Origin of the sequence: Halomonas sp. ML-15, assembly GCF_014779595.1 — a bacterium.
Lineage (GTDB): Bacteria > Pseudomonadota > Gammaproteobacteria > Pseudomonadales > Halomonadaceae > Franzmannia.
The window spans coordinates 201,869-219,665 of record NZ_JACXZT010000002.1 but is presented as its reverse complement, the minus strand read 5'-3'; the positions used below and the strand labels follow the sequence as shown (position 1 = coordinate 219,665).

The following is a 17,797-nucleotide window of genomic DNA, read 5'->3' as shown; positions in this document are numbered from 1 at the left end:
AGTTGAAAACGTTTTTATAAATGTGGGTAATAACCAACAGGTAAGCGTAATTAGCGCGACAATACCCCGCGCGGCCCGCCCAGACAAGCCGACCATCCGCTGAGCGCCCCCTCCACTATTTATAAAAAAACTTTCAATTCATATGCTTGAACAAAACATTGCACTTTGGTCTGGCGCCCACTGAGGCCCCAAATGCAAGACGGCGCCCGCAGGCGCCGTCTCGACTTCCGCGTACCGGCTTACATCAGCAGGCGGCGGATATCGGTCAATAGCTGACCGAGCAGCGCCGTGAAGCGTGCCGCATCGGCGCCATTGACCGCCCGGTGGTCGTAGGAGAGACACAGCGGCATCATCAGCCGCGGCTGGAAGGCCGCGCCATCCCACACCGGCTTCATCTGCGCCTTGGAGATCCCCAGGATGGCGACCTCCGGGGCGTTGACGATGGGCGTGAACGCCGTGCCGCCGATCGAGCCCAGGCTGGAGATGGTGAAACAGCCACCGGTCATCTCCTCGCGCTTGAGCTTCTTGGTCTGCGCCTTCTTGGCCAGCTCAACGCTCTCCTTGGCCAACTCGAGCAGCGACTTCTGATCGGCGTTGCGGATCACCGGCACCATCAGGCCGTCCGGCGTATCCACGGCGAGCCCGATATGCACGTACTTCTTCCACACCAGGGTCTCACCGTCGGGCCTGAGGCTGACGTTGAACTGCGGATACTGACGCAGGGCGAAGGCACACGCCTTGATCAGGAACGGCAGCGGCGTGAGCTTGGCACCCTGCGCCTCGGCCTCGGCCTTCATCGACTTGCGGAAGGCCTCCAGCTCAGTGATATCGGCCTCGTCGAACTGGGTCACGTGGGGCAGATTGACCCAGCTGCGGTGCAGATTGGTGGCGCCCATCTTCATCAGGCGGCCCATCGGCTTCTCTTCGATCTCGCCGAACTGGCTGTAGTCCTGATCGGGGATCGGCGGAATACCGCTGCCACCCGCCGCGGGAGCGGCTGCTGGCGCCTGTGCCTTGCCGGCCATGACCTGCTTGACGTAGGCCTGGACGTCCTCCTTGAGCACCCGATCCTTGGGGCCGCTGGGCTTGACCAGCCCCAGGTCGACACCCAGCTCACGGGCCAGCATACGCACCGCCGGCCCGGCATGGACCAGCTTGCCGTCACGCGGCTTGTGGGCCGCCATCTGCGCTTCGGGGCTCGGGGTACCGGCCGCCGCCGGCGCTGGCTTGGGTGCCTCGGCCTTGGTAGCCGGCTGTTCGGCCTTGGACGCCGGCTTGCTGGCCGCCGCTGGCGCGCCGGCTACCTCGATATAGCCGATCAGATCGCCTTCGGAGACGCTATCGCCCTCCTTGACGGTGAGCTCCAGCAGCTTGCCCTTGTAGGGGCTCGGCACATCCATGGAAGCCTTGTCGGACTCCAGGGTGATCAGCGGGTCCTCCACGTCGACCTCGTCGCCGGCGCTGACGCCGATCTCGATGATCGGCACGTCGCTGGAGCCAGACAGATCCGGTACCCGGATCTCCTTGCGCTCGGGCTCGCCGGAGGCGGCCTCCTGTGCGGCGGGTTCGGGCTCGGCGGCTGACGGCGCTGGCTGGGCAGCGGCGGGCTCGGCGGGGGCCTCATCGCCACCCTCGCCGGCAATTTCCATGCTGCCGATCACGTCGCCTTCGGAGACCGTATCGCCCTCCTTGACGCTGAGTGTGATCAGCTTGCCGCTATACGGGCTCGGCACATCCATGGAGGCCTTGTCCGACTCCAGGGTGAACAGGGTGTCCTCTTCGGCAATCTCGTCGCCTTCGGAGACGGCCACCTCGATGATTTCCACATCGCTGGAGCCACCCAGGTCTGGCACCTTGACCTCGACGGTGCGCTTGCCACCAGCGGCTGCCTTGGCTGCAGGCTTCTCTTGGGCAGGGGCCGGCTCGGCCGCAGCGGGACCGCTATCAGACGCCTTCTCGGCGCTCTGATCGCTGGCACCACCGGCATCGCCGCTGCCTTCGACCTCCAGCTCGACGATGTCGTCGCCTTCGGAGACGGTATCGCCCTCCTTGACCAGCACTTTCAGCACCTTGCCGCCCTTGGGCGACGGCACGTCCATGCTGGCCTTGTCGGACTCAAGGGTGATCAGGGTGTCTTCGGCCTCGATGACGTCGCCTTCGGACACCCCGATCTCGATGATTTCGACATCGGTGCTACCGCCGATGTCGGGGACTTTGATGATTTCGCTACTCAAGGTCGCGCTCCTTCCAAATCGTGCGAGGAACCGGCGGGCCGTCGGGCGGCACACCGCCGGATCCAGATCAGCGGGTCAACGGCTCATACCATCAGCGGGTTAGGCTTCTTGGGATCGATGCCGTACTTCTTGATCGCCTCGCTGACCACCTTGCGGTCCAGCTCGCCGCGGTCGGCCAACGCCTTGAGCGCGGCCACGGTGACGAACTTGCGATCGACCTCGAAGAAGTGACGCAGCTTCTCACGGGTGTCGGAACGCCCGAAGCCATCGGTACCCAATACATGGTAGTCGGTCGGCACCCAGGCGCGGACCTGATCGGCGAACAGCTTCATGTAGTCGGTCGATGCAATCGCCGGGCCCTTGCGCCCTTCCAGGCAGGTGGTGACATGCGGCTTGCCCGGCTCGGCCTCGGGGTTGAGGAAGGCCTGACGGTCGACCTCGAGAGCCTCGCGGCGCAGCTCGTTGAAGCTGGTCACGCTCCAGATGTCGGAGCCGACGCCCCACTCCTCGGCGAGCATCTCGGCGGCCGCCTCGACCTCACGCAGGATGGTGCCGGAGCCGAGCAGCTGAACGTGGCCCTTGCCCTTCTTGCCCTTGGTCTCGCGCAGCAGATACATGCCCTTGATGATGTCCTCACGGGGCACCGTCTCGAGCTCGGGCTGCTCGTAGTTCTCGTTCATCACCGCCAGGTAGTAGAAGCAGTTCTCCTTGTCGACGAACATCCGCTGCAGACCGTCCTGGACGATCACCGCTACCTCGTGGGCATAGGTCGGGTCGTAGCTGCGGCAGTTGGGGATGGTCGAGGCCAGAATATGGCTGTGACCATCCTGGTGCTGCAGGCCTTCACCGTTGAGGGTGGTGCGACCGGCGGTACCGCCGACCAGGAAACCGCGCGCCTGCAGGTCGCCAGCGGCCCACGCCAGGTCGCCGATGCGCTGGAAGCCGAACATCGAGTAGTAGACGTAGAACGGCAGCAGCGGAAGGTTGTGGTTGCTGTAGGAGGTGGCCGCGGCGATCCACGCCGACATGGCGCCCGCCTCGGTGATGCCCTCCTCGAGGATCTGACCCTTCTGATCCTCGCGGTAGAACATGATCTGGCCTTTGTCCATGGGCTCGTACTTCTGGCCCTCGGAGGTATAGATGCCGAGCTGACGGAACATGCCCTCCATGCCGAAGGTACGCGCCTCGTCGGGGATGATCGGCACCACCTGCTTGCCGATCTTCTTATCCTTGACCAGGCCGTTGAGCACCCGCACGAAGGCCATGGTGGTAGAGACTTCACGGCCCTTGGAACCGCCCATCTGGGAGGCGAAGGTCTTGTCCTCCAGCGCCGGAATCTCGAGCGCCTCGAAGTCGTTGCGACGCTGGGGCAGGTAGCCGCCCAGACGCTGGCGCTGCAGATGCATGTACTTCATTTCCGGCGACTCGTCGTCGGGCTTGTAGTACGGCATCTCCTTGAGCTGCTCGTCGGAGAGCGGAATCCCGAAGCGGTCGCGGAAGCGCTTGAGCGCCTCGTACTCCATGCTCTTGAGCTGGTGCGCTTCGTTGGCCGCCTCGCCGTCGCCGCCGCCCATGCCGTAGCCCTTGACGGTATGCGCCAGGATCACGGTGGGACGACCATCGGCGTTGTTCACCGCCTCGTGGTAGGCCGCATAGACCTTGTAGGGATCGTGGCCGCCGCGGTTGAGCTTCCAGATGTCCTCGTCGGACATATCCTTGACCAGCTCGGCGGTCTCCGGGTACTTGCCGAAGAAGTGCTCGCGGGTATAGGCGCCGCCGTTGGCCTTGTAGTTCTGGTAATCGCCGTCGACCGCCTCATCCATGCGCTTCTGCAGCATGCCCTTCTTGTCCTGCTCGAAGAGCGGATCCCAGAAGCGCCCCCAGACCACCTTCTGCACGTTCCAGCCGGCACCGCGGAAGACGCCCTCGAGCTCGTCCATGATCCGCGAGTTGCCGCGCACCGGGCCGTCGAGACGCTGAAGGTTGCAGTTGATGACGAAGATCAGGTTGTCGAGCCGCTCGCGGCTGGCCAGATGAATGGCGCCCAGCGATTCCGGCTCGTCGCACTCGCCGTCGCCCATGAAGCACCAGATCTTGCGATCGTGCATGTCCTTCATTTCGCGGGAGTGGAGATACTTCATGACGTGGGCCTGGTAGATGGCCTGGATTGGCCCCAGCCCCATCGACACGGTGGGGAACTGCCAGAAATCCGGCATCAGCCACGGGTGCGGGTAGGAGGAGAGGCCGTCCCCGTCGACTTCCTGACGGAACTTGTCCATCTGGTCCCGGGTGAGGCGGCCTTCGAGGAAGGCACGGGCGTAGATGCCCGGCGCCACGTGACCCTGGATATACACCAGGTCGCCTTCGAAATCGCCGTTGGGGGCGCGGAAGAAGTGGTTGAACCCCACGTCATACAGCGTCGCCGCCGACATGAAGCTGGCGATGTGACCACCCAGCCCCGGGTTGGCGCTGTTGTTGCGAATCACCTGGGCAATGGCGTTGTAGCGAATCAGCGAGCGAATGCGCCGCTCCATGAACAGATCGCCGGGCATGCGCGCTTCACGATGCACCGGGATACTGTTGCGATGAGGGGTCGTCACCGAGAAGGGTACCTGTACGCCGTCACGACGCAGGCGATCGGCCAGACGGCTCAACAGGTGTTGGGCGCGATCTTCGCCCTCGCGATCCAGGACCGATTCCAGGGATTCCATCCACTCCGTGGTTTCGACCGGATCGAGATCTTCTCTTGCCTCCAGACTCATAGACGTCTCTCCGAATGAAGATATTGTGTCGGTCCGCCCTCACCGCAGTGGGTGGAGGGGCGTGTGGCGCTCTTCAGTGCGGGCATGACCTTCTATGGGTCATATCTCCGGAAAATCTTGCTGTAAATTCGCTACAGCTAGGCGCGTAGTAAGCCCGTCGCAGGCCGTTGAAGATACCGCAAAGCCCGCCTCCTGCCAATTGTAACCGTCGTGGAAATAATTTTCACATAAAATATTGCACCGCAGCACAAGGCCTTGCGCGCCCTGCCTCAAGCCTAGACGAAAAGCGTCGCGATGTAGTGTAACTACATGAAATCGAGCAGACAGCGGCGCAGATAGGCCCAATCGAAACTCGGCCCGGGGTCCGTCTTGCGCAGCGGCGCGATATGCGCATGGCCGGTGATGCGCCCCAGCGTGAGCCCCGGGTAGCCGTCGCAGAGCGCCCGAATGACCCTCGCCAGGGCGCGGTACTGCGCCTCGCGATAGGGCGATACCTCATCGCCCTCGAGCTCGATGCCGATACTGAAATCATTGAGCTCGACGCGCTCACAGCAGCGCTCGGGATCGAACCAACGCGAACGGCCGGCGTGCCAGGCGCGCTGATCAAAAGGCACGAACTGCACGCACTCGCCGTCGCGGCGAATCAGCAGGTGCGCCGACACTCTGAGTCCGGCGATGGCGGCAAAGTAGGGATGCGCCTGGGGATCGAGGCAGTTGGTGAACAGACGCTCGATATCGGCGCCGCCGAACTGGCCCGGCGGCAGGCTGATCGAGTGCAGCACCAGCGCTGACACTTCGTCTGCAGGGCGCGCATTGCAGTTGGGCGAAGGCACCCGGCGGGCGGCGTCGAGCCAGCCCTCGCTGATGCCGGTGGCAGCACGCATCACGGCTGATTCCTCTGGCTGAATTGCCTATACTGGCAGGCATTGTCGCATACCCAGATCGCCCACGTTCAAAGGCCCCTCATGCACTATCAGCAAGCCCTCGTCGAAGAGATCCGCCAAGCCGCTGCCCGGCTGCTCGCCGAAGACGTCGGTCCCGGCGACATCACCGCTCAGCTGATCCCCGCGTCGCAGTGGGCCAAGGCCAGCGTGATCAGCCGCGAAGACGCCGTGCTGTGCGGCGTGGCCTGGGTCGACGAACTCTTTCGCCGCCTCGACGCCAAGGTCAGCCTGCACTGGCTGGCCGCAGACGGTGATCGCCTTGCCGCCGGCCAACCCTTCGTTGAGCTGGAAGGCCCGGCACGTAGCCTGCTGACCGGCGAACGCGCCGCACTGAATGTGCTGCAGACCCTGTCGGCCACCGCCACCCGCACCCGCACCTACGTCGACCTGCTCGAAGGCACCGGGGTGCGCCTGCTCGATACCCGCAAGACCCTGCCCAACCTGCGCCTGGCACAGAAATACGCGGTGAGCTGCGGTGGCGGCCACAACCACCGTATCGGGCTGTATGACGCCTTCCTGATCAAGGAGAACCATATCGCCGCCTGCGGCGGGATCGCCGCGGCGGTCCGCGAGGCGCGGGATATCGCCCGCGACCTGCCGGTGGAGGTGGAAGTCGAGACCTTCGAGGAGCTCGATCAGGCGCTGGACGCCGGCGCCGACGTGATCATGCTCGACAACTTCAGCCTCGCAGAGATGCGCGAGGCGGTCACCCGCAGCGCCGGCCGCGCGACGCTGGAAGCCTCCGGCAACGTCGACGACACCACCCTGCGCAGCATCGCCGAAACCGGCGTCGACTGCATCTCCAGCGGTGCCCTGACCAAGGACATCAAGGCCATCGACCTGTCGATGCGTATTCTTGAAACGTGGTCGCGCTAGGCGTGGACGCGCCAGCGGCGAGCTATCGGCTCGAGGCCATCGGCCATATCGAGAGCGACTTTCCCGACAAGTTTGGCGTACCCCGCCAGCCGGGGCTGGCCCCCGCCGCCCGCGCCCGGCTGGTGCTGCACGGCGACTACGCCGACCCGCTCGCGGTGCGCGGCCTCGACGCCTACAGCCACGTCTGGCTGACCTTCGTGTTCCACCACAGTCCCGAGCGCTGGACGCCGCTGGTGCGCCCGCCGCGGCTGGGCGGCAACGCCAAGCTCGGCGTCTTCGCCACCCGCAGTACCCATCGCCCCAACCGCCTGGGGCTCTCCCTGGCCGCCCTCGGCAACATCGACACCCGCCACGGTGTGGCCCTCGAGCTGCACGGCTGCGACCTGGTCGACGGCACCCCGGTGCTGGATATCAAGCCCTATCTGCCGTGGGTCGAAGCGCTGCCCGATGCCCGGGCCAGGGTGGCGCCGGCCGCGCCGCCGCGCTATGCGGTACGCTTCTCCCCTGAGGCCGAGGCCGCCCTCGAGCGATATAGCGGCAGCGGCTCGCTCCGCGCCCTGATCGAGCAGGTGCTGGCCCAGGACCCGCGCCCCGCCTACCACCGCGACAAGGGCGACGCCGAGCGCCTCTACGGCGTGCGGCTAAGGGAGCTGGATGTGCGCTTTCGCGCCGAGGGGGAGGGGTTTCGCGTGGTGGAGATCATACCGACTTGAGACGACGAAACTCTCCGGAGTTAGCACCATCTCCGTCAGTTGCACCGCTCGGAACTGATCCGGGGGTAGGCCTACGAGGGGGCGCTGTGAACCCATCCCTGGGCGCTACCTTGCGCCATCCATGGCGCAAACCCCCTCTTCGACCTACCCCCGGCGTTCCTCGCTAGTGGCGGTGGCACTCGCCCGGATCAGTCCAGAGCGCTGTCTAGACGCCTATCAGCCGAAATCGACGCCGATGCGCCGGCCGACCTCCTCATAGGCCTCGATCACACCGCCCAGCCCCTGGCGGAAACGGTCCTTGTCGAGCTTCTCGCGGGTCTTGGCGTCCCACAGCCGGCAGCCGTCCGGGGAAAACTCGTCACCCAGCACGATCTCGCCGTCGAACAGACCGAACTCCAGCTTGTAATCGACCAGCAGCAGACCGCCGTCGGCGAACAGCGCCTTGAGCACGTCGTTGACCCTGAAGGTCAGCCTCTTCATCTCGGCGAGCTGCTCCGGGGTCGCCCAGCCGAAACTCTCGGCCAGCGACTCGTTGATCATCGGGTCGTGCTGGGCATCGTTCTTCAGAAACAGCTCGAAGGTCGGCGGATTCAGTTCGATGCCCTCCTCGACCCCCAGGCGCCGCACCAGGCTGCCGGCGGCGATATTGCGCACCACGCACTCCACCGGGATCATCTCGAGCTTCTTGACCACGCACTCGGTATCCGAGAACAGGCCGTCGAAGTGGGTGGGAATACCCGCCGCTTCGAGCTTCTGCATGATGAAAGCGTTGAACTTGTTGTTGACCATGCCCTTGCGCGCCAGCGACTCCATGCGCTCGCCATCAAAGGCGCTGGTGTCGTCGCGAAAGTGCAGAATCATGCGCTCAGGGTCGCTGGTGTGGTAGACCGACTTGGCCTTGCCGGCATAGAGCTGTTGACGCTTTTCCATGGGAGCGGTCTCCGCAAAAATCAGTGTTGAGTCGAGCGGCCGATCAGGCGATATGTTGCCAGGCCAGGCCGTGGTCCTGGGCGGCCACCGAGAGCCGCGAATCGTCGCCGTCGAGCAGCGGCGTCAGGGCTTCCAGCACGCGCTCGGGGCAGTTGTTGTGTTCCGACAGGTGCGAGCAGACGATGCGCTGCAACCGGTCGAGCCCCAGACGCGGCAGCAGCGCCGCGGCCTGGGCGTTGGCCAGGTGCCCCCAGTCGCCGCCGACGCGCTGCTTGAGGCGCGGCGGATAGGGCCCTTCGGCGAGCATCTGTACGTCGTGGTTGCACTCCAACACCAGCGCGTCGCAGCCATGGAACGCCTCGGCCACATGCGCGGTGGGATGGCCCAGATCGGTGAGCACGCCGAAGCTGCGGCCATGGGCATGGAAGCGAAACTGCACCGGCTCGCGGGCATCGTGGGGCACCGTCACCGGCTCGATCTCCAGACCATTGATGGCGAAGCGCTGCTGCGGGGTGACCCAGTGGTGCTGCGGTAGCGTGCCGAGGCGGCCGCTGCGCCAGGTGCCCGGCGTCAGATAGACCGGCACGCCATGCCGACGCGCCAGCGCCCCCACACCGCGAATATGGTCGCCATGCTCGTGGCTGACCAGAATCGCGTCGAGCTGGCGTGGATGCAGCCCCAGGCCTGCCAGGCGTTTTTCGGCCTCGCGCATGGCGAAGCCGCAATCGATCAGCAGGCGCGTTTGGCCATCGCAGACCAAGGTGGCGTTACCCTTGCTACCGCTGCCCAGCGAGGCGAAGCGCAGCCCCGACGCAGCACTCAGCGCGGCGCCCTCCTCCACGTTCGACATCAGCGCAACAGGGCGGCAACGCGGTCAAGCAGCTCGCGAGTGTCGTCGGCGGTCAGGTCCTTGTCGCTCTCATTGATCACCCGCACGCGGGTCTCGCCACCGGGCGCCTGATCGAGACTCAACCGCAGCCACTGGGCGGTCTGACGCACATCGGGACTGAACACGATGGAGAACGCCCCGCGATTGCGCTCGCTGGCGGTCATGTACTCGAGCAGGAAGTCGCGATTGGCCTCGTCGCTTTCGAGCAGCAGTTCGCGGTTCTCGCGGGTGAAGTTGCGCGACAGCTGATAGTCCAGCTCGGCCCAGGTACGCTCCATGTCGGCGGCCAACAGCAGCTGCCAGCTGTCGTCGCTACGCTCCAGACGCACGCTCTCTTCCTGCTGCTGGGCACGCTGAGTGGCCAGTGCTGAGGCACTCGCGGTACGGCTCTCGGCGGTCAGGAAATCGTTGAGGGCATCGAGGCACTGGGTATGAATGGCCCCCCCCTGCTCACAGCGCACTTCGGTGGCACCGCTGCGCACCCCGGGCTGTAGGGTAAAGGTCGCCTCGCTGGTGGCCAGCACACCACGCTGCGGGCTGCTGTCGGTCACGCTCAGCCCCTGACGGCGACTGAAGTCCTCGATCCGCGGCCAGACGTCGCCGGCATCGGCATTGACCAGCAGCCAGCGATCGCCGCCCGACTCACGGCGCTCGACGAAGTCGCGCTGACCGCCACGGGCCACCGCATCGGGACGCGGCGCCCGGAAGCGACCGTCACTGGCGACGAACTCATCGCGCGCCTCGGGCACCGGCATGATGTCGCGATAGCGGCTCTGGTCACGGGTCTCGGGCAGCACTAGCGGCCGTCCTTGCTCCGCGTCTGCATAGTCGATGTTGCGGTCGTGAAAATAACCATCGCGGGCGCAACCAGCGGTTACCAGAGCAACCGATACGACGAGCGGCATCCATTTCAGCGCAGGGTTCATGCATCCACCTTGTTGAGAGTCCACGGGAGCTGTCAGCGGTACGTCGTCGTTCAGTCGTCGATGACGCCGGCCAGCTGCAGCGCCTCGCTGACCGTGGAATGATATTTTTCGGATAGCCAGGTCATCGGCAGACGAATGCCGGCCTCGGCGTAGCCCATGCGGTGCAGCGCCCACTTGACCGGGATCGGGTTCGACTCGATCCCCAGGTTGGTGTGCAGCGGCATCAGCCGGGTGTTGATCGAGTGCGCGGTCTCGGTATCGCCGGCCACTGCGGCGGCGCACAGCTCATGCATGGCCTTGGGCGCAACGTTGGCGGTCACCGAGATATCGCCGTGGCCGCCCATCAGCATGAAGTCGCAGGCGGTGGCGTCGTCGCCGGAGTAGAGCTTGAAATCGCTGCCCTCGAGGCGGGCGATCAGATCCTCGGCGCGCTCGAGGTTGCCGGTGGCGTCCTTGAGGCCGATGATGTTGTCGATCTCTGCCAGGCGCAGCACGGTCTCGTTGTAGAGGTCCGAACAGGTGCGTCCCGGCACATTGTAGAGAATCACCGGCAGATTGCCGCCCTCGGCCACCGCCTTGAAGTGCTGGTACAAGCCTTCCTGGGTCGGCTTGTTGTAGTACGGGCATACCGACAGGCAGTAGTCGGCGCCGACCTCCTTGGCGTAACGGGCCAGTTCGACCGCCTCGGACGTGGCGTTGGCGCCGGTGCCGGCGATCACCGGAATCCGCCCCGCCACTTCTTCCACCACGGTGCGAATCACGTCGAAGTGTTCGGCGAAGGACATGGTGGTGGGCTCACCGGTGGTGCCGGCCGCGACGATGGCGTCGGTGCCATTCTCAAGGTGGAAGTTGACTAGGCGACGCAGCGCCGGCCAGTCGATCTCGCCGCTCACCTTCATCGGCGTCGCCAGGGCAACCATACTGCCTGTGATCATGCTCTGTTCCTCTCCAAAACCGTGGCCTGCCAGCGCTTCGCCCGATCGGCACTCCTCGGGGACAGACATTCAGGGGCTAGATGGTACTCAGGCGGCGAAAGTCTGTACAGAACCGGATGCCAGTCAGTGGCGATTGCCGACGCGGCGCTTTACAGCGCAGTGCCGGTTGCGTGTAATCGTTGCGTCCTTTCATTCAGCCTCGAGGAGAGCTTCATGAGCGTCAGTCTCGGCCAGCCCGTGCCCGACTTCACGGCCACCGCCACCGGTGACACTACCATCAGCCTGTCCGACCTGAAGGGCCAGCAGGTGGTGATCTACTTCTACCCCAAGGCCAGCACGCCCGGCTGCACCACCGAGGGCGGTGATTTCCGCGACCGCAAGGAGGCCTTCGACGCCGCCAACACCGTGATCCTTGGTGTCTCCCGCGACGGCCTGCGCGCCCAGGAGAACTTCAAGGCCAAGCAGGCCTTCAACTTCGCACTGATCTCCGACAAGGACGAAGCGGTCTGCCAGCTATTCGACGTCATCAAGCTCAAGAAGATGTATGGCAAGGAGCATCTCGGCGTCGAGCGCAGTACCTTTCTGATCGACGCTGACGGCAAGCTCGCCCGGGAGTGGCGCGGGGTCAAGGTCAAGGGCCACGTCGACGAGGTGCTCGAGGCGGCCCAGGCGCTACACGCCGGCTAAGCCATCAGGCCCCGCCACGGCGGGGCTTACTCTTCGGAGAGCGTCTCCAGCGCCTCGTGCCGCTCGCGGCTGCCGATGCCCCGCGGCCAGGCCACCACCAGCGCCTTGAGCAGAGTTGCCAGCGGAATCGCAAAGAAGATCCCCCAGAAGCCCCACACCCCGCCGAAGAACAGCACCGCCACGATGATCGACACCGGGTGCAGATTGACCGCCTCGGAGAACAGGATCGGCACCAGCACGTTGCCGTCCAGCGCCTGGATGATGCCGTAGGCGATCAGCACATAGACGAACTGGTCGCTGATGCCGAAATGGAAGCCCGCTACCGCCGCCACCGGCAGCGTGGCCACCGCAGCACCGATATAGGGCACCAGCACCGACAGCCCCACCAGCACCGCCAGCAGCGCCGAATAGGGCAGCCCGAAGAAGGCGAAGGTCAGGAAGGCCACGGTGCCGACGATGATGATCTCGATGAACTTGCCGCGCACGTAGTTAGCGATCTGATCGTCCATCTCGTTCCAGATGCGGGTCATCAGCAGGCGCTTCTGGGGCAGCAGCGACAGCGTGAAACCGACCAGACGATCCTTGTCCTTGAGCATGAAGAACACCAGAATCGGCACCAGCACCAGGTAGATGATCAGCGACAGCACGTTGCCCAGTGAGGCCAGCGACAGCGTCAGTGCGCGCTGACCGACCTGCGTCATCTCGCGCCCGGCCACGCCGATCCAGTTCTGGATCTGGTCCGGCGTGACCAGCTGCGGGTAGCGCTCCTGGAGATTATCGAGCAGCTGCTGGCCGGCGGCGAACATGCGAGGCGTCTCCTGGACCAGCCCCACCAACTGGTTCCAGATCAGCGGCATCAGGATAAAGGCGATCGCCAGCAGCAGGCCGATAAAGCCCAGAAAGACCACCGACACCGCCAGCAGGTGTGGTACGTGGCGACGCGTCAGGGCATTGACCGCCCCTTGCAACAGGAAGGCGATCACCAGCGCGGTGAAGAATGGCGCCAGCATCCTGCCCAGCCAGATCACCGCGGTGAAGCCGAGCACCAGCACGATCAGCAGGATCACCGCCTCCTCATCGGAGAAGTAGCGCTCGATCCAGCTCTTGAATAACGCGCGCATGGTCATGCCGTCGCAGCCTCAGGGCCTTTGCGAATCCAGTAGACGTAGATCTCGCCGCGGGTCTCGCGGGCCACCAGTTGATGGTCGCTGTGGCTGGCGAAGGTTTCGAAGTCTTGCCAGGAGCCGGCATCGGTCGCCTGGACTTCGAGCAATTGCCCAGGCGCCAGGCGCGACAAGGCCTGCTTGGCCTTGAGCAGTGGCAGCGGGCATGGCAAACCGCGGGCGTCGAGATGATTATCTGGTTGCAGGGCCATGCGATCTCCCGAAAGATGTCTGAAGCCACTGAGATTTAAAGGCACTTTGCCGAGCGAATCAATGTCCGATAGGCATCGTCTAGGATGCCCGACCGCCCCGAGGATGGCTATGTTGCAGATACTAAAGCCCTGTCTTGCCGCCACCGCGCTGGTTCTGGCCAGCCTGCTGCCGGCCTCCGCCAGCGCCGCCGACGACTACGGCCTGCCGCAGCTCGGCAGCAGCGGTGCCGGCGCCGCCGGGGCCGAAGAGTACCGTCTGGGGCGCGCCTGGCTACGCCAGTTCCGCGCCCGCGCACCGGCCTGGCAGGATCCGATTACCCAGGACTACGTCGAGTCGGTGATTGCACGACTCTTGCCCCACAGCGACCTGGGTGACAACCGTACCAGCGTGACCCTGGTCGACAGCCGCCTGCTCAATGCCTTCGCCGTGCCCGGTGGCGTGATAGGGGTCAATTCAGGGCTGTTCGCCTTCGCCGAAGAGGAGGATGCCTTCGCTTCGGTGATCGCCCACGAGCTCGGCCACCTCTCCCAGCGCCACTATGCACGCCAGGTCTCCCGCGCCGAGCAGACCCAGGTACCGGCCATGGCGGCGATGCTGGCCGGCATGTTGATCGCCGCGGGTGGCGGCGGCGATGCCGGCATCGGCGTGGCGATGGGCTCGCAGGCGGCGTTTATTCAGGACCAGTTGGCCTATTCGCGGCGCTTCGAGCAGGAGGCCGACCGCGTCGGCCTGCAGGCCATGGCGCGGGCCGGTTACGATCCCCAGGCCATGGTGCGCATGTTTCGCGCGATGCAGCGCATGGCCTCCCTGCAGGGCGGCAATCCACCCGAGTTCCTGCTCACCCACCCGGTCACCGAGTCGCGGATCACCGATACCGAAGCCCGCGCCAGCCAGCTGAGTGCCCGCGAACGTCGTGAGGTCGGCCCGCGCTACGGGCTGGTGCGCGCTCGGGCGCTGGTTTCGGTCAACCGCAGCAATCTCGACCAGGCCGCGGCGCGCCTCGCCCAGAGTGACCCCGAGCCGCAGGTCAGCCGCTACCTGGAGGCGCTGATCGCCGCCGAGCGCGGCAATCACGGCAGCGCCCTGGAGACGCTCGATTCACTCGCCAACCAGCTTCCCGACCTGCCGATGCTGCCGGTCACTGCCGCCGAGGTGGCCCATGACGCCGGCGACTACGACGCCGCCATCGAGCGCAGCCGCCGGGTACTGAGACTGATGCCCGACTATGCGCCGGCCAGCCGCGTGCTCGGCGAAGCCCTGCTGCAGCGCGACCCGGACGAAGCCTATCGGGTGCTGCGTGACTTGAGCGAACGACGCCAGGAAGACCCGCAGGTATTTGCGCTACTGGCCGAGGCGGCTGGCCGCAGCGGCCGCGACGGCTGGGGCCACCTGGCCCGCGCCGAGCACCTGCAGTTGACGGGGCGCATGGACAGCGCTATCCGCCAGCTGCAAGTGGCCCGCGACAGCGCTCGCCAGGCCGGTGACACCAGCCTGGAGAGCCGTATCGAGCAGCGCCGCGAGGCGTTTATGGACTATCGAGAAGCGCTGGAGCGGTTCTAGGCCTTAAAATTCAACATCCGCTCCAGCGGCTTGAGCGCCGCCAGGCGCAGCGCGTCGTCGACGAAGATTTCGCCGCTGCCGTGGCGCAGCGCGCCGGCCAGGTTATCGAGGGCGTTCATGGCCATCCACGGGCAGTGGGCGCAGCTCTTGCAGGTCGCACCGTTGCCCGCAGTGGGCGCCTCGAACAGGATTTTATCGGGCACCGCCTGCTGCATCTTGAAGAAGATCCCGCGGTCGGTGGCCACGATCAGCCTATCGTTCGGCAACTCCTTGGCGGCCTTGATCAGCTGCGAGGTGGAGCCGGCCACGTCGGCCAGGCCCACCACCGCTGCCGGCGACTCCGGATGCACCAGCACGGCGGCCTCGGGGTAGAGCGCCTTGAGGTCTTCGATGCCCTTGGCCTTGAACTCCTCGTGCACGATGCAAGCGCCGTCCCACAGCAGCATGTCGGCGCCGGTCTGCTTCTGGATATAACCGCCCAGATGCTTGTCCGGCGCCCACAGGATTTTCTCGCCGCGGGCCTGGAGGTGCTCGATCACGTCCACCGCGATAGACGAGGTCACCACCCAGTCGGCGCGCGCCTTGACCGCTGCAGAGGTATTGGCATAGACCACCACGGTGCGATCCGGGTGCTGGTCACAGAAGGCCGCGAATTCATCGGCCGGGCAGCCGATATCCAGCGAGCAGGTCGCCTCCAGGGTTGGCATCAGCACGCGCTTCTCGGGGGACAGGATCTTGGCGGTCTCGCCCATGAAGCGCACCCCGGCGACGACCAGCGTCTCGGCTTCGTGGCGAGCACCGAAGCGCGCCATTTCCAAGGAGTCGGCCACGCAGCCGCCAGTCTCTTCGGCAAGCTGCTGAATGGCGTCATCGGTATAGTAGTGGGCGACCAGCACGGCGTTGTGCGCCTTGAGCAGTCGCTTTATTTCATCGACGCGCGCTTCATCCTCGGCGGGAATCCGCGTCGGGCAGTAGGCGCGGGCCAGGTGCTCTTGCACCTCGGCACGGGAAGTCATCATCGTCATCGTGTCTACCACTGTGACTGGCAGGGGCTCCCCCTGCTATGTACCAGGTGTACCGTGACGGGCTCTCTGCCCGGCGGCACACGCCAGAAGGCAGCATGTGCGGCGGCTCCCGCCGCAGCTGCCTTGCACTATTCTAGACCACAATGCACCGAAATTGCTCCCCTAGTACCCCGCTAGTTGGCATATCGTTTCACGTGCCTGAATGCTGGTCTCCCAGCACCCTGGCGTATAGCAGCCGGTCAGCGTGGTAACAGCCGCAAGACGCCTCGATCAACCCCGCTCGATCGAGCACAGTGATATTGCCTCGCTGGTAGCTGATCAAGCCGCGCGCCTGCAGCGCCATGGCTGCCTGAGTGATGCCGGCACGCCGGACACCCAGCATCACGGCAAGGAATTCATGGGTCAGTTGCAGGTTATTGGAAGAGGCACGGTCATGGGTCATCAGCAGCCAGCGCGCCAGGCGCGCCTCGACCTGGTGAAAATGCGTGCAGGCAGCCGTCTGGGCGAGCTGGTTCATGACCACATACAGGTAGCGTAATAGCCGCTTATGCAGGGCCGGGCAGGATAGCAGCAGGTGCTGGAACCTGGCGGCATCCATACGCAGCGCCGCGCCGGCGCCCTGAACCAGTGCACACAGGGGTGACTCTCTTACCCCCAGCAGCAGTGACACCCCCATCATGCCCTCACGCCCTGCCATGGCCACTTCCAGTCTGTCGCCGTCATCGAGGCTGACGATCAGTGAGATAAAGCTGTCGACGGGGAAGTAGACATGCTCGATCACGGCGCCTGGCTCGACCAGCACCTCGCCAAATACCAGCGTCGCGGGCTCGCACGCGGCCATGAAGGCAGCGTGTTCCGTCGGCGGCAGACCGAAAAGCAGCTGGTTGGCAGCGGGAATAGCGTGGCGGGGTGTCATGGCTGCTCCGGCGTCGACGTACCTGGCAAGCGGCATGAACAAAGGGTATGAATTTTTCAATGTCGACTGCAGACCGAGATCCCGGAGCCTGACCCCGGGCGATATATGTGCAGATTAGCATGCTATGAATCATGCGTCGGCACGCTAGCGTACATAGACGCTGCGACAAAGATAGTCCGAGGGCTCAGAGAATGGAGTGACGGTCCAGCAACCGATCGTACTCGCCTTTGACCACCGCGTAACACTCGCAGACCCGCGCTTCGAGACCCGGCCGATCGAGCACGGTGATGTGCCCGCGTTGGTAGGAAATCAGCCCCGCTCGCTGGAGCTTGCCCGCCGACTCGGTCACCCCCTCGCGGCGCACCCCCAGCATATTGGCGATCAGCTCCTGGGTCATGACCAGGGTGTCACCCGGCAACCGGTCGAGACTCAGCAGCAGCCAGCGGCAGAGTTGCTGATCGACGCTGTGGTGGCGGTTACAGACCGCCGTCTGGGCCATTTGTGTCAACAGCGCCTGGGTATAGCGCAGCAGCAGCCGCTGCATCGCACCCCCTCGGTAGAACTCATCCTTGAGACGCTGCCCCTTGAGACGGTAGGCCTCGCCGGCACTCTGCACGATGGCCCGGCTCGGCGTCGTCTCGCCGCCCATGAACAGCGACACGCCGACAATGCCTTCATGACCCACCACGGCGATTTCCGTGGAGGCACCGTTCTCCATCACGCACAGCAGCGACACGATGGCGTCGAGGGGGAAATAGACGTACTGCATCACGCCACCCGATTCGCTCAGCGACTTGCCCAGCGGCAAGGGCACGCGCTCGAGATCGGGTAGCAGCCGCGCCATTTCGGCCTCCGGCAGCAGCGCCAACAGCCGGTTCCGCGGGTCATATTGTGGAGTCGACATTCCGCCCTCCATTGTGCGTCAGTGTCGGAGCTACTTCGTCAAGATTATGTGCGCCAACCAACGGATGAAACTCTCATCCTGCATTTATGATGAGTGTAGCGGTCCGTCGCAGCCGCGCCG

Annotated in this window: 16 protein-coding genes; 4 read left to right on the top strand and 12 right to left on the bottom strand. The window is 64.9% G+C overall.

The genetic code is table 11. The features are described 5' to 3' along the window. Positions 1–239: 239 nt before the first annotated feature. The 3 genes from aceF to ampD form a co-directional block, all read right to left on the bottom strand. Positions 240–2,234, bottom strand: a complete 1,995-nt coding sequence (gene aceF / locus IEI94_RS02660) for a pyruvate dehydrogenase complex dihydrolipoyllysine-residue acetyltransferase (RefSeq protein ID WP_191165310.1) — start codon at positions 2,232–2,234, stop codon at positions 240–242. Positions 2,235–2,317: 83 nt separating this feature from the next. Next, the gene (aceE, locus tag IEI94_RS02655; RefSeq protein ID WP_191165308.1) at positions 2,318–4,996 is read right to left on the bottom strand and encodes a pyruvate dehydrogenase (acetyl-transferring), homodimeric type; all 2,679 of its coding nucleotides are present in this window, start codon (positions 4,994–4,996) and stop codon (positions 2,318–2,320) included. Between the two features lie 305 nt (positions 4,997–5,301). After that, positions 5,302–5,880 (bottom strand): 1,6-anhydro-N-acetylmuramyl-L-alanine amidase AmpD, encoded by a 579-nt coding sequence (gene ampD / locus IEI94_RS02650; protein ID WP_191165664.1) that lies wholly within the window; start codon positions 5,878–5,880, stop codon positions 5,302–5,304. An 81-nt stretch (positions 5,881–5,961) separates the two neighbouring features. Here ampD and nadC point away from each other — a divergent pair, with 81 nt between their 5' ends. Both nadC and tsaA read left to right on the top strand, forming a co-directional pair. Continuing rightward, positions 5,962–6,816 (top strand): carboxylating nicotinate-nucleotide diphosphorylase, encoded by an 855-nt coding sequence (gene nadC / locus IEI94_RS02645; protein WP_191165306.1) that lies wholly within the window; start codon positions 5,962–5,964, stop codon positions 6,814–6,816. A gap of 2 nt (positions 6,817–6,818) precedes the next feature. Continuing rightward, positions 6,819–7,529, top strand: a complete 711-nt coding sequence (gene tsaA / locus IEI94_RS02640) for a tRNA (N6-threonylcarbamoyladenosine(37)-N6)-methyltransferase TrmO (RefSeq protein ID WP_191165304.1) — start codon at positions 6,819–6,821, stop codon at positions 7,527–7,529. 216 nt (positions 7,530–7,745) lie between these two features. On the opposite strand, the gene purC is transcribed toward tsaA, so the two are convergent. The 4 genes from purC to dapA are packed head-to-tail and all read right to left on the bottom strand — an operon-like array spanning position 7,746 to position 11,209. Then, positions 7,746–8,459 carry a phosphoribosylaminoimidazolesuccinocarboxamide synthase gene (gene purC / locus IEI94_RS02635; protein ID WP_191165302.1) on the bottom strand — a complete coding sequence of 238 codons (714 nt, stop codon included), beginning with the start codon at positions 8,457–8,459 and terminating at the stop codon, positions 7,746–7,748. Between the two features lie 43 nt (positions 8,460–8,502). Beyond that, positions 8,503–9,309 (bottom strand): MBL fold metallo-hydrolase, encoded by an 807-nt coding sequence (locus tag IEI94_RS02630; RefSeq protein ID WP_191165300.1) that lies wholly within the window; start codon positions 9,307–9,309, stop codon positions 8,503–8,505. Further along, the gene (locus tag IEI94_RS02625; RefSeq protein ID WP_224749897.1) at positions 9,309–10,274 is read right to left on the bottom strand and encodes a lipoprotein, NlpB; all 966 of its coding nucleotides are present in this window, start codon (positions 10,272–10,274) and stop codon (positions 9,309–9,311) included. Before IEI94_RS02625 ends, IEI94_RS02630 begins: the two co-directional genes overlap by 1 nt. 50 nt (positions 10,275–10,324) lie before the next feature. Continuing rightward, positions 10,325–11,209, bottom strand: coding sequence for a 4-hydroxy-tetrahydrodipicolinate synthase (dapA, locus tag IEI94_RS02620; protein WP_191165298.1), 885 nt, complete (start codon positions 11,207–11,209; stop codon positions 10,325–10,327). Positions 11,210–11,422: 213 nt separating this feature from the next. On the opposite strand from dapA, the gene IEI94_RS02615 reads away from it, so the two are divergent. Beyond that, positions 11,423–11,896 (top strand): peroxiredoxin, encoded by a 474-nt coding sequence (locus tag IEI94_RS02615; protein WP_191165296.1) that lies wholly within the window; start codon positions 11,423–11,425, stop codon positions 11,894–11,896. A 26-nt stretch (positions 11,897–11,922) separates the two neighbouring features. On the opposite strand, the gene IEI94_RS02610 is transcribed toward IEI94_RS02615, so the two are convergent. Beyond that, a complete protein-coding gene (locus IEI94_RS02610) occupies positions 11,923–13,023 on the bottom strand; it encodes an AI-2E family transporter (protein ID WP_191165294.1) in 1,101 nt (366 codons plus the stop codon). Next, positions 13,020–13,271 (bottom strand): sulfurtransferase TusA family protein, encoded by a 252-nt coding sequence (locus IEI94_RS02605; protein ID WP_191165292.1) that lies wholly within the window; start codon positions 13,269–13,271, stop codon positions 13,020–13,022. Before IEI94_RS02605 ends, IEI94_RS02610 begins: the two co-directional genes overlap by 4 nt. Before the next feature lie 103 nt (positions 13,272–13,374). Here IEI94_RS02605 and IEI94_RS02600 point away from each other — a divergent pair, with 103 nt between their 5' ends. Further along, positions 13,375–14,832, top strand: a complete 1,458-nt coding sequence (locus tag IEI94_RS02600; RefSeq protein WP_412030888.1) for a M48 family metalloprotease — start codon at positions 13,375–13,377, stop codon at positions 14,830–14,832. Here the strand turns inward: IEI94_RS02600 and nadA are convergent. From nadA to IEI94_RS02585, 3 genes are all read right to left on the bottom strand, one after another. After that, a complete protein-coding gene (gene nadA / locus IEI94_RS02595) occupies positions 14,829–15,857 on the bottom strand; it encodes a quinolinate synthase NadA (protein WP_191165288.1) in 1,029 nt (342 codons plus the stop codon). The two genes, IEI94_RS02600 and nadA, sit on opposite strands and share 4 nt — an antisense overlap. 190 nt (positions 15,858–16,047) lie before the next feature. Then, positions 16,048–16,773 carry a Crp/Fnr family transcriptional regulator gene (locus IEI94_RS02590; protein WP_191165286.1) on the bottom strand — a complete coding sequence of 242 codons (726 nt, stop codon included), beginning with the start codon at positions 16,771–16,773 and terminating at the stop codon, positions 16,048–16,050. 184 nt (positions 16,774–16,957) lie between these two features. After that, complete coding sequence (locus tag IEI94_RS02585) at positions 16,958–17,677, bottom strand: Crp/Fnr family transcriptional regulator (protein WP_191165284.1); 720 nt, start codon at positions 17,675–17,677, stop codon at positions 16,958–16,960. Positions 17,678–17,797: the final 120 nt, after the last annotated feature.